The following is a 12,316-nucleotide window of genomic DNA, read 5'->3' as shown; positions in this document are numbered from 1 at the left end:
TGCGACCTTACCAGATTCTAACTCTTTCTTCTGGTTTTAAATACATTTTATCACCTTCTTTAACATCAAAAGCTTCATAGAAAGCATCAACGTTTTTAAGTGGCATATACGCTCTGTATTGACCAGGAGCGTGTGTGTTTGTCATGATTAAGTTCTTTAAAGCTTCATCACGCATTTTTGTTCTCCAGATAGTTCCCCAAGAAAGGAAAAAACGTTGGTTTGCAGTATAACCATCAATATCAGCAGGCTTTCCGTTTTTTTCTAAGAAAATTTGTAAACCTTCGTAAGCAGCTTGTACACCACCTAAATCACCAATATTTTCACCTAAAGTAAATTCACCGTTTAGGTGCATGCTATCGATTGCAATAATGTCGCTGTATTGTTTTACTAATTGCTTACCAATTACAGCAAACTTTTCAGAATCAGTGTCTGTCCACCAGTTTTTAAGGTTTCCGTCACCGTCAAAACGAGCACCAGAATCATCGAAACTATGAGAAATTTCATGACCAATAACAGCTCCGATACCACCATAATTTACAGCTTCATCGGCTTTATAATCATAAAAAGGAGGTTGTAAAATTGCAGCTGGAAAAACGATTTCGTTGTTTACAGGATTAAAGTAAGCATTTACAGTTTGAGGAGCCATTCCCCATTCTGTTCTGTCTACTGCTTTTCCTAATTTTTCCATGTTTTTGTTATAGTTCCACTTCGTAACGTTTTTAGCGTTTTCGAAATAAGAACCACCATTTTCTAATCCTTTTACTTGTAATTCAGAATAGTCTTTCCAAACATCAGGATAGGCAATTTTAACCGTTAATTTGTGTAATTTTTCTAATGCTTTTGTTTTAGTTTCTTCGCTCATCCATTCTAAACCAGCAATACGCTTTTCGAAACCTAACATTACATTGTCGATCATTTCTTCTGCTTTTGCTTTTGCTTCTGGTGGAAACATTTTATCAACATATAACTTACCTAAAGCTTCACCAACGGCACCGTTTAAGTTTCCTAAAGCACGTTCGTTTCTTGGGCGTTGTTGCTTTGCACCGCGCATTTCTTTGCTATAAAACTCCCAATTAGCAGTTTCTAAATCCGTAGATAATAAACCAAGTGAATTGTTAATTGTATTCCAACGGAATAATAATTTAATATCCTCTACAGAACGAGCATCTAAAATTCCGCTTAATGCTTTAAAGTATCCAAGATCGGTAACAATTATTTTATCAATACTACCAGCAGGAACTCCTTTTAAATCACCGTTTTCTTTATCAACAATGTTAACACCAATTCCTTTTAAATGAGCAACCCAATCAATTGCAGGAGCTAATTCAGTTAATTCAGCAACTGTCATAGGGTTATACATTTTACGTGTATCTCTACGTTCTTCTTTGGTCATCATTGGTTCAGCTAAGCTTTTTTCGAAAGCAACAATAGTAGCTGCATTCTTTTTAGCAGTAGCTTCATCATCACCAAAAGTCATTAATGATTTAGCAACAAACTCTTGATATTTAGCTAATTTGTCGGCAACTTTAGCATCCATATAATAATCACGAGATAAACCTAAACCACCAGCGCCCATATAACCTGCGTATTGGCTACTATTTTTTAAATCGTTATAAACTCCAAAACCATAAAAACCACCACCACCATAAGGAGCCATGTTTGTAATGTAGTTTTCTACATCTTTTTTAGTTTTAATTTCTTCAATTTTAGCTAAAAAAGGCTTAATTGGCTCGGTACCTTGCTTGTTTCTAGCAACAGTATCCATTATAGTTTCGTAATAGTTTACTGCTTTTTCTTGATCAGAATCTATTTCATTTCCTTCAGCATCTTTTACCTTCGGAAAATCTCTTTCTTTAATTGCGTCATTTAAAATAACCAATACATCAGCATCCGTTTTTTTACGTAATTCACCAAAACCACCCCAAGAAGTTCTATCGGCAGGAATCTCGGTTTTATCCATCCAAGTTCCGTTTACATATCTAAAGAAATCATCTGTTGGTTTAACAGAAGTATCCATGTTTTCAATAATAATTCCCTGAGATTTTTTCTCTTCAGGTTTACTTTCTGTTTTACACGAAGCAATTGCTATGGAAGCGACCGCAGTAGTAAACAGCATTTTGTGAATGGTTTTCATTGTGTTTAATTTAGATTGATTTATGTATTAGTATTTGTAATTTTTTATCTGTTACAAATTTTAACTCTTAATTTTAGATTTTGGAGGATTTGGTAGCTGATCAAATCCCATATTAAATAATGTAAATCCGAAAATATCAGCATACTGTTCTATTGTTTTTGCAACCGGTGTTCCGGCACCATGACCAGCATTTGTTTCGATACGAATTAATACCGGATTTTCTCCTTGCTGTTTGTCTTGTAACTCGGCAGCAAACTTAAAACTATGCGCTGGTACCACACGATCATCATGATCGCCAGTAGTTACCATTGTTGCTGGATACGCTACGTTTTTAACATTGTGTACAGGAGAATATCCTTTTAAATAATCGAACATCTCTTTGCTTTGCTCTGCGGTTCCGTAATCGTACGCCCAACCTGCTCCTGCAGTAAATGTATGATAACGTAACATATCTAAAACACCAACTGCAGGCAATGCTACTTTCATTAAATCTGGTCGTTGTGTCATTGTTGCTCCGACTAATAAGCCACCATTAGATCCACCGCGAACAGCAAGAAAATCTGACGATGTATATTTTTGGTTGATTAAATATTCGGCTGCAGCAATAAAATCATCAAATACATTTTGTTTTTTTAATTGTGTTCCAGCATCGTGCCATTTTTTACCATATTCTCCACCACCACGTAAATTAGGTACTGCATATACTCCGCCTTGTTCCATCCAAACAGCGTTTGCAATACTAAATGAAGGTGTTAAAGAAACATTGAATCCACCATAACCGTATAAAATAGTTGGGTTTTTACCATTTAATTCTAATCCCTTTTTATAGGTGATAATCATCGGAACTTTTGTTCCGTCTTTCGAAGCGTAAAATATTTGCTTGCTTTCATAAGCATCCCCATTAAAAGAAATTGCTGGTTTCCAATAAACAACATATGTTCCTTCTTTCGGATCGAATTTGTAAGATGAACTTGGTGTGTTGTAGTTTGTAAATGAAAAATACAATTCTTTAGCAGTTGCTTTTCCACCAAAACCACCGGCAGATCCTACGCCAGGTAATTTTACTTCACGAATTAATTTTCCGTCATAATCATATTGTATTACTTTAGAAACCGCATCAACCATATATTCTGCAAAGAAATAACCGGCACCTGTTGATGCATTTAAAACATTATTTGTTTCAGGAATAAAATCTTTCCAATTTTCGGGAGTGGGATTAGAAATATCTACAGTAACTATTTTTTTATTAGGTGCATTAAGATTGGTTACCAAATATATTTTAGAGCCAATATTATCTATCGGATACGTGTCACTATCCGTATGATCTAAGATTGTTATTAATGAACTATCAGGCTTAGAAAGATCTTTAAAAAATAATTTATTTCCTGATGTTGATACGCTTGCTGTAATTACAAGGTAATTGTTGTCTTCAGAAACGCTACCACCAACATAACGATGTTTTTCTTGAGGAGTTGCTCCAAAAATAATGATATCATCTTTTTGAGCTGTTCCTAATTTATGGTAGTATAATTTATGTTGATCTGTTTTAGCAGATAATTCACTTCCTTTTGGCTTATCGTAACTAGAATAATAGAACCCTTCATTTTTGTACCAAGAAATTCCAGAGAATTTTACATCAATTAAAGTATCACCAATAATTTCTTTACTCTTGGCATTCATAACGATTATTTTACGCCAATCGCTACCACCTTCAGAAATTGAATAGGCAACTGTTTCGCTATTTTTAGAAAAACTAACAGAACCTAATGATGTTGTTGCATCTTCAGAGAACGTATTCGGATCTAAGAAAACTTCCTCATTACCATCTTTATCTTTTCTATATAAAACATACTGATTTTGTAATCCGTTGTTTTTATAAAAGTAGGTGAATTCGCCTTCTTTAAAAGGAGTACCTATTTTTTCGTAGTTCCATAATTCAGATAAACGATTTTTTAGCTGCTCGCGATATGGTATTTTACTTAAATAATCAAAGGTTACCTCATTCTCAGCTTTAACCCAATTTTCAGTTTCTGTACTTCTGTCGTCTTCTAACCAACGATAATTGTCGGTGACAGCAGTTCCGAATAAGGTGTCTATAACAGCTTTTTTAGCAGTTTCTGGATACTTCACAGTAATTGTGTTTTTAGGTTGGTTTTCTTGTTTGCAAGACACTAAAATAGTACTCGCACAAAGAATCGAAAAAAGGATTTTTTTCATGGTTTAAAAATTAGTTAATTCTTTCAAAGTTAGTAGAAAAAAGTATGAGAATCCTATTTTTTAAGACGCTTTTAACACTAAATGATGTCTTTGTAATCTTTAAGAAATAAAAACGACTACCTTTAAGCTTGAAAATTTTCAAGTAAATAATTAACAAAAACAGCATGACAGAAAATTTAACAAAGGCAACTTTTTTAAAAAAAGTATTTAATTTTGAAGAGAATAAAGAGTGGAAGTTTGAAGGAGACAAACCAGCATTAATTGATTTTTATGCAGATTGGTGTGGTCCATGTAAAACTTTGGCACCGATTTTAGAAGAATTAAGTAAAGAATACGAAGGTAAAATTGATATTTATAAAATTGATACAGAAGCAGAACAAGAATTATCTGCTGCTTTCGGAATTCGTAGTATTCCTTCAATGTTATTTTGCAAAGCAGGTGAACAACCTCAAATGGCAAACGGAGCGTTACCAAAAAAACAAATAGAAGAAATTATAAAAAATGTTTTAAAGGTAGAAAAATAAGTCTAAAAATAAATTGAAAAAGTGATGTGAAAACATCACTTTTTTTATGCAAAAAAACCAAAATAGGAAACTCAGTGATTATCACTACTCAAGCTTATTTTTTAATTTTAAATCCTTGTTTTTAAATAAGTTGTGCTTTTGTTGAAATGACGCCCTTTTCTGTTTTTTTTTCAATTTGTTGAAAACTTCAAGGGATTTGTGAATAAGTAAGGCTTTCCGTTTTTAGTAATTTTTTGAATCTTTGTTAACCCCTCTAGAAAAGAAAATAATATTAAAATTTAGCACAAATATATAATGGCTTTCATCGAACCAATTTTACAAGAAAACAAAGATAGATTTGTAATTTTTCCAATTCAACATGACGATTTATGGGAATGGTATAAAAAACAACAAGCTTGTTTTTGGACCGCCGAAGAAATCGATTTATCAGTAGATGTTATCGACTGGGAAACGAAATTAACTGACGATGAACGTTATTTTATTAAGCATGTTTTAGCTTTTTTTGCAGCTTCAGACGGAATTGTAAATGAAAACTTAGCAGAAAACTTTGTAAACGAAGTACAATATTCTGAAGCAAAATTCTTTTATGGTTTTCAAATAATGATGGAAAACGTGCATTCTGAAACGTATTCACTATTAATAGATACGTATGTAAAAAATGATGCAGAAAAAGATAAATTGTTTAAGGCAATTGAAATTTTTCCAGCGATTAAAAAGAAAGCAGATTGGGCATTAAAATGGATAGACTCTGATTCGTTTGCAGAACGATTAATTGCTTTTGCAGCGGTTGAGGGTATTTTCTTTTCAGGATCTTTTTGTTCTATTTTTTGGTTAAAGAAAAGAGGTTTATTACCAGGATTGGCATTTTCTAACGAATTAATTTCTCGTGATGAAGGAATGCACTGTGACTTTGCAGTTCATTTACACAACCATCACATGGTAAATAAAGTACCTAAAGACCGTATTCGCGAAATTATTTTAGATGCACTTAACATTGAAAGAGAATTTATTACAGAATCTTTACCTGTAAGTTTAATTGGTATGAATGCTAAATTAATGACACAGTATTTAGAGTATGTAACCGATAGATTATTACTAGAATTCGGATGTGATAAAGAGTATAGTACAGCAAATCCTTTTGATTTTATGGAAATGATTTCATTAGAAGGAAAAACAAATTTCTTTGAAAAAAGAGTTTCAGAATATCAAAAAGCAGGTGTATCATCAGGTGGTACAGGAGACATTAGTTTCGATGCTGATTTTTAAAAAAGAACAAAACTGCTGCTAACCCCCTACATGCGGTAAAATTTAGCTAAAAACAGCAATGTGTTTTTAGTTGAATATAGTTTCAAAAAAGAAACAAAAATATTTTAACATGTAAGAATCACTCATAGTTTTAAACTTGAGTGGCTCTTGTAGCCAAATTAAAACCAATAGTAATAATATGTATGTAGCAAAAAGAGACGGTAAAAGAGAGCTTGTGATGTTCGATAAGATCACAGCGAGGGTTAGAAAAATGTGTTACGGATTAAACAAAATTGTTGATCCAGTAAAAGTTGCAATGCGTGTTATTGAAGGGTTATATGATGGTGTAACAACATCAGAGTTAGATAATTTAGCTGCTGAAGTTGCAGCAACATTAACTACTGCACATCCTGATTATGCAAAATTAGCTGCAAGAATTGCGGTATCTAACTTACATAAAAATACTAAAAAGTCGTTTTCTGAAACGATGGTTGATTTGTACGAATATGTAAATCCTCGTACAGAAAAAGAATCTCCTTTATTAGCAGATGATGTGTATGATATCATCATGAAAAATGCTGATAAATTAGATTCTACTATTATTTATAGTCGCGATTTTAACTACGATTATTTTGGATTTAAAACCTTAGAACGCTCTTATTTATTAAAGCTTAACGGTAATATTGTAGAGCGTCCGCAGCATATGTTAATGCGTGTATCTATAGGTATTCATAAAGAAGATATTGACGAAGCAATCGCTACATACGAGTTAATGAGTAAAAAATATTTTACCCATGCAACGCCAACATTATTCAACGCAGGTACACCAAAACCACAAATGTCGTCTTGTTTTTTATTACAAATGCAAGATGATAGTATAGAAGGTATTTACGATACACTAAAACAAACTGCTAAGATTTCGCAATCTGCAGGTGGTATTGGTTTGTCTTTACATAATATTCGTGCAACAGGAAGTTATATTGCCGGTACCAATGGTACATCAAACGGTATTGTGCCAATGTTAAAAGTTTTTAATGATACAGCACGTTATGTAGATCAAGGAGGAGGAAAACGTAAAGGTTCTTTCGCTATGTATTTAGAACCTTGGCATGCTGATATTTATGACTTTCTTGATTTAAAGAAAAATCATGGTAAAGAAGAAATGAGAGCACGTGATTTATTTTACGCAATGTGGATTTCTGATTTATTTATGGAACGTGTGCAAAAAGATGCAGACTGGACGCTGATGTGCCCACATGAATGTCCGCATTTATTTGACACTTATGGTGAAGAATTCGAGCGTTTATACACAAGTTACGAAGCTGCTGGTAAAGGTAGAAAAACTATAAAAGCACGTGATTTATGGGAGAAAATCTTAGAATCGCAAATTGAAACAGGTACACCGTACATGTTGTATAAAGATGCTGCTAACCGTAAATCTAATCAGAAGAATTTAGGAACTATTCGTTCTTCAAATTTATGTACTGAGATTATGGAATATACTGCCAAAGATGAGGTAGCAGTATGTAATTTAGCATCCATAGCAATACCAATGTTTGTTGGTGAAGATGAAAACGGAAATAAGTTTTTTGATCATAAAAAGTTATTTAAAGTAACTAAAAAAGTAATTAGAAACCTAGATACGGTTATTGATCGTAACTATTATCCGGTTATTGAAGCAGAAAACTCTAACGTTCGTCACCGTCCGGTAGGATTAGGTATTCAAGGATTGGCAGATGCGTTTATCATGTTGCGTTTACCGTTTACATCAGATGAAGCTAAGAAGTTAAATCAAGAAATATTCGAAACCTTATATTTTGCCTCTGTAACTTCATCAATGGAAATTGCAAAAGCAAAAGAACCATATTCAACATTTAAAGGTTCGCCAATGTCTCAAGGAGAATTTCAGCACAATATGTGGGGAATTAAAGAAGACGATTTAAGTGGTCGTTGGGATTGGAATGCTTTACGTAAGCAGGTAATGAAGCACGGTGTTCGTAACTCGTTATTAGTGGCACCAATGCCAACAGCATCTACTTCTCAGATTTTAGGAAACAACGAAGCTTTCGAGCCTTATACGTCTAATATTTATACTCGTAGAGTATTATCTGGTGAGTTTATTGTAGTAAACAAGCACTTATTAGAAGATTTAGTAGAGTTAAATTTATGGGATAATAATATGAAGGAAGATATTATGCGTGCAAACGGATCTATCCAACATATTGCTACTATTCCGCAAGACTTAAAAGATTTATACAAAACAGTTTGGGAAATGAGTATGAAAGATATTATCGATATGGCACGCCATAGAGGTTATTTTATCGATCAATCTCAGTCACTAAACTTATTTATGAAAGATCCTGATTATGCAAAACTAACTTCAATGCATTTTTATGCTTGGAAAAGTGGTTTAAAAACAGGAATGTACTATTTACGTACAAAATCGGCAGTAAATGCAAAGCAATTCACCTTAAACATCGAAAAGAAAGATGCTGTAGTTGAAGAAGAAAAACCAATGAGTGCTACAGAATTTAAAGCCATGGTTGATGCTTCTAAAAACGGAGCTCCAGATGACGATTGTTTAATGTGTGGATCTTAAAAATTTTGATTTTTTTATCTTGAAGGGTGAAAACAATTAAATTAAAAGTTGATAAGAGAGAGGTCTTTAGGCTTCTCTTTTTAAAGAATTTTATAAGCAGATTTATATAAAATAAAAAAAGTACAAAAAAAAGCGACACTTGAAGCATCGCTCTTGATTTTTTAAATATTTGGTTTCTGAGGCCCAATATGTTAAAACGGAAAGAATAAAAAATCATCACCGTTTTGTATTACAAAAATACAGAATGATATTCTTTCTACCAAGTTAAATGTTTCTAAAAATAAATTTAGTAGCATGATGAAGTTACTGCTTAATATTGTCAATTAAAAGGCAATACAAACACGGTATAAATATGAATAAAGGTAGAGGAGTAAAATCTCTAAAAGAGGAGTCGAAAGGCTTCTCTTTTTTTATTTTAGTGTTTTTAAATAAAATATTTATGATTACTGAAAATTGGATTCATATAATTTTAGGTGTTGTTTCTTTTGGAGCTTTTTTGTTGGCGAAAAACAATAAAAAGAAGTCAGAAGAAAATCAAAAGAAAATGAGGGATAGAAGAAATGATGCGAAAAGAATCAACTTATTTAAAAGTAGTTCTGATTTTAAACATTCTATTTCACCTTTTATACTCAAATTATTAGAAAAATATGATCAACATGAAGAGGTTGAAAAAAAATTAAGTGTACAAGAAATAAAAAATATAGAAGATGAATTAGAATTAATTTTACCAGAGTCGTATAAAATTTTTTTAAAACATTTTGGGGATGGAGGAGATTGGATTTTTAATCAAAATATAGATTCTGTAAGAAGTTTTTCATGGTTTACGGATTATAGAGAAAATTTAAATATAAAAATTGAATTAGTAGGAGAGAAAAAAGTGCGAGTAAATACTTTATTATGTTTAATGACAGAAGACTCTAACGGTGGCGCATGGTGTTGGTTAACATCAGAAGCGCTAAAAGACGGAGAATGGCCTTTGGCATATTATAGTTTAAGCGATGAAAAACTTCATTATAAGGTTGAGAATTTTACAGAATGGTTAAAAATCCTAACAAATGAAGGAAATGAAGTTATTAGAGAGTTAGATGTAGATTATAAGTTAGACTTAGGCTAATTTATAATAGTAAGTACTTTTTTATCCTTACCTATTTAAATAGGTATCGCATTACCAATATAAAAATACCAACAATGGTTGCTAAAGACGAGGTAATAAGCGCTATTAAAACACTGTCGCTTAAATTAAAATTGGTTACTTTAGAAAAACCAGAAGCTATAATTATTAGTAAGATAATACTTGCAAATCCGCATAAAAACAAAAATGTTCTAAAGGCGTACTTTTTTCGTTCGTATCTATCTTGTACCCTGTCGTAAACCTCTTGTTCTGTTAAAGCGGTGTCTTTGTCTATTTTTTTTGTATCAACATGAAGATTTTTAGATTCTTCTAGTAGTTCGTCTAATTTATTACGCACTTTTTAGTTGTTTATCTAAGTTCGTAATAAATTTATCATAATACCTTTTTATAAGATCGTTGTTAATAACTCTATTGCTTCCCGACTTGTATGTTAAGCTCCAAGGTGTTCCTGCCATATGTGTTAAATCTACTAAATCTTTTGCTGAAATATCGCTATATAATTGCCATGTTAGCAGCACAATTTTTTTATCTTCTTTGTTTTTTAAAGTAGGTTCAGAGAGTTTTTGCCAATCATCATCAGCTAACATTACTGAATTTGTAGTGATAGGGCCCGATTTAAAGTGTTTAAATTCATGATATACACTAGGTATTACCGGACCAAACTTCCAGGCTTCAATATTGTCATCCTCAAACAATGGGCGGTTTAAAAGAGACAAAGAAAGCCCTTGCGATATGTACATTAACTTTATCAACTTCATGTTGGTAAGCTCGTAATTCGTTTTTTTTGCAAGTTTTATAAACTCATTAACAACAGAACTGGTTGTTCCCATAATCATTTAATTTGTAATAAAAATAAACACTTTTTTCTTATAAAGAAATAATATACACAAAAATACAGAATAATACAATTATTAAGTAATTCTTTTTACAATATAAGCTAAAGTCAATTATTTAAAAATCAATTCATTGTAAAATTATATTTCAAAAAAAGGAATTAATAAAACAAAAAGGGTATAAACTTTTCTTTTTTAGTATTTTCGACGAAACTTATAGGAATAGAATGAACTGGGAACAACTCCTTTCTTTAAAACGTTTTGGTGATACACAAAAACGTGAACGCATATTACAAGACGAAACGCGCTTGGGCTTTGAGGTAGATTTTGATAGAATTATCTTTTCATCAGCCTTTCGTAGTTTACAAGATAAAACACAGGTAATTCCGTTATCAAAAACCGACTTTGTACACACCCGATTAACACACAGTTTAGAAGTGTCGGTTGTTGGTAGAACGTTAGGAAGACGCGTTGGTAAAGTATTGTTAGAACGCCACCCGAATTTAGTAGAATTAGGCTATACTTTTAATGATTTCGGAGCGATTGTTGCCGCAGCATCCGTAACACACGATATTGGGAATCCGCCTTTTGGTCACTCAGGAGAAAAAGCAATCGGAGAGTATTTTAAAACCGGAAACGGGTTAAAATATAAAGAGCAACTTACCGAAAAAGAATACCAAGATTTAATAGATTTTGAAGGAAACGCAAACGGATTTAAGATTTTAACCGAAAATAATCACGGTAGCGAAGGTGGTTTGCGTTTAAGTTATGCAACTTTAGGAGCATTTATGAAATACCCTAAAGAATCACTTCCGAAGAAACCATCAAAACATATAGTCGATAAAAAATATGGCTTTTTTCAGTCGGAAATAGCAGGTTTTTTAGATGTTGCCAATGATTTAGGCTTACAGAAAAAAGATAGTGAAGGAATTTCATATTACCGTCATCCATTAGCGTATTTAGTAGAAGCTGCAGATGATATTTGTTATACGATTATTGATTTTGAAGACGGAATTAATTTAGGACTAATTGATGAAGATTATGCTTTAGAGTATATGATTAAGTTGGTAAAGAATACGATTGATAGTAAAAAATATCACTCATTAAAATACACAAAAGACCGTATTAGTTATTTAAGAGCCCTGGCAATAGGTGTTTTAATTAATGAAGCAGTTGACATCTTTTTAGAAAATGAAGCAGTTATTTTAAATGGTAGTTTCGAAAAATCATTATTAGATAAATGTAAATACGAAGCACAAATTAACGATATCATTAAAATAAGTATAGAAAAAATATACCGTAGTAAAGATGTCATCGAAAAAGAAGTTGCAGGATATAAGATTATTGCAGACCTATTAGATGTTTTTGTAACAGCTTTAAATAATAAGTTTAACGGAACACAATCTAACTACGACTCATTGGTGTTGAATTTACTTCCAGATGAATATCAGCAAGAAAAAGAAGCGCTTTATGACAGAATTATGCAAATATGTAGTTACGTATCTGGCTTGTCAGATAGTTTTGCAATACGATTATTTAAAAAAACAAAAGGAAATATTGCGTAATTAATTGTTAAAGTGGTACTTTGTTGTTAACAACTACTTCTATTTTTTCTTCTTTAATAAATTAGGG

General features: G+C 32.1%; 9 protein-coding genes. 5 read left to right on the top strand and 4 right to left on the bottom strand.

Going from position 1 to position 12,316, the window contains the following annotated elements; translation table 11 throughout:
* Positions 1 to 7: 7 nt before the first annotated feature.
* A complete protein-coding gene (locus AC28QF_RS10435; RefSeq protein WP_488201767.1) occupies positions 8 to 2,134 on the bottom strand; it encodes a M13 family metallopeptidase in 2,127 nt (708 codons plus the stop codon).
* Between the two features lie 60 nt (positions 2,135 to 2,194).
* On the bottom strand, positions 2,195 to 4,351 hold the full coding sequence (locus tag AC28QF_RS10430; protein WP_488201768.1) for a prolyl oligopeptidase family serine peptidase: 2,157 nt from the start codon (positions 4,349 to 4,351) through the stop codon (positions 2,195 to 2,197).
* 164 nt (positions 4,352 to 4,515) lie between these two features.
* Between AC28QF_RS10430 and trxA the strand changes: the two genes are divergently transcribed.
* The 4 genes from trxA to AC28QF_RS10410 all read left to right on the top strand — a co-directional run bounded on the left by trxA (position 4,516) and on the right by AC28QF_RS10410 (position 9,833).
* Positions 4,516 to 4,875, top strand: a complete 360-nt coding sequence (gene trxA, locus AC28QF_RS10425; protein WP_488201769.1) for a thioredoxin — start codon at positions 4,516 to 4,518, stop codon at positions 4,873 to 4,875.
* A 294-nt stretch (positions 4,876 to 5,169) separates the two neighbouring features.
* On the top strand, positions 5,170 to 6,141 hold the full coding sequence (locus tag AC28QF_RS10420; protein ID WP_488201770.1) for a ribonucleotide-diphosphate reductase subunit beta: 972 nt from the start codon (positions 5,170 to 5,172) through the stop codon (positions 6,139 to 6,141).
* Between the two features lie 178 nt (positions 6,142 to 6,319).
* Entirely contained in the window at positions 6,320 to 8,719 is a 2,400-nt protein-coding gene (locus AC28QF_RS10415; protein WP_488201771.1) for a ribonucleoside-diphosphate reductase subunit alpha, read from the top strand.
* Positions 8,720 to 9,071: 352 nt separating this feature from the next.
* On the top strand, positions 9,072 to 9,833 hold the full coding sequence (locus tag AC28QF_RS10410) for an SMI1/KNR4 family protein (RefSeq protein ID WP_488201772.1): 762 nt from the start codon (positions 9,072 to 9,074) through the stop codon (positions 9,831 to 9,833).
* Positions 9,834 to 9,864: 31 nt separating this feature from the next.
* Here the strand turns inward: AC28QF_RS10410 and AC28QF_RS10405 are convergent, their stop codons facing one another.
* Together AC28QF_RS10405 and AC28QF_RS10400 are read right to left on the bottom strand one after the other, a co-directional pair.
* The gene (locus tag AC28QF_RS10405; protein ID WP_488201773.1) at positions 9,865 to 10,188 is read right to left on the bottom strand and encodes a hypothetical protein; all 324 of its coding nucleotides are present in this window, start codon (positions 10,186 to 10,188) and stop codon (positions 9,865 to 9,867) included.
* A complete protein-coding gene (locus tag AC28QF_RS10400; protein WP_488201774.1) occupies positions 10,181 to 10,681 on the bottom strand; it encodes a Panacea domain-containing protein in 501 nt (166 codons plus the stop codon). The genes AC28QF_RS10405 and AC28QF_RS10400 overlap by 8 nt, the downstream gene beginning before the upstream one ends.
* Positions 10,682 to 10,911: 230 nt before the next feature.
* Here AC28QF_RS10400 and AC28QF_RS10395 point away from each other — a divergent pair, with 230 nt between their 5' ends.
* Positions 10,912 to 12,249, top strand: coding sequence for a deoxyguanosinetriphosphate triphosphohydrolase (locus tag AC28QF_RS10395; RefSeq protein ID WP_488201775.1), 1,338 nt, complete (start codon positions 10,912 to 10,914; stop codon positions 12,247 to 12,249).
* The last annotated feature ends 67 nt before the right edge of the window (positions 12,250 to 12,316 follow it).

It is taken from the genome of Tenacibaculum sp. M1.3A, from assembly GCF_057732375.1.
This window is presented reverse-complemented; position numbering and strand designations above follow the sequence as displayed.

Excerpts from the sequence above, each read along its gene's own strand:
- AC28QF_RS10435 (WP_488201767.1), bottom strand. The coding sequence starts at position 2,134 with ATGAAAACCATTCACAAAATGCTGTTTACTACTGCGGTCGCTTCCATA.
- AC28QF_RS10430 (WP_488201768.1), bottom strand. The coding sequence starts at position 4,351 with ATGAAAAAAATCCTTTTTTCGATTCTTTGTGCGAGTACTATTTTAGTG.
- trxA (WP_488201769.1), top strand. The coding sequence starts at position 4,516 with ATGACAGAAAATTTAACAAAGGCAACTTTTTTAAAAAAAGTATTTAAT.
- AC28QF_RS10420 (WP_488201770.1), top strand. The coding sequence starts at position 5,170 with ATGGCTTTCATCGAACCAATTTTACAAGAAAACAAAGATAGATTTGTA.
- AC28QF_RS10415 (WP_488201771.1), top strand. The coding sequence starts at position 6,320 with ATGTATGTAGCAAAAAGAGACGGTAAAAGAGAGCTTGTGATGTTCGAT.
- AC28QF_RS10410 (WP_488201772.1), top strand. The coding sequence starts at position 9,072 with ATGAATAAAGGTAGAGGAGTAAAATCTCTAAAAGAGGAGTCGAAAGGC.
- AC28QF_RS10400 (WP_488201774.1), bottom strand. The coding sequence starts at position 10,681 with ATGGGAACAACCAGTTCTGTTGTTAATGAGTTTATAAAACTTGCAAAA.
- AC28QF_RS10395 (WP_488201775.1), top strand. The coding sequence starts at position 10,912 with ATGAACTGGGAACAACTCCTTTCTTTAAAACGTTTTGGTGATACACAA.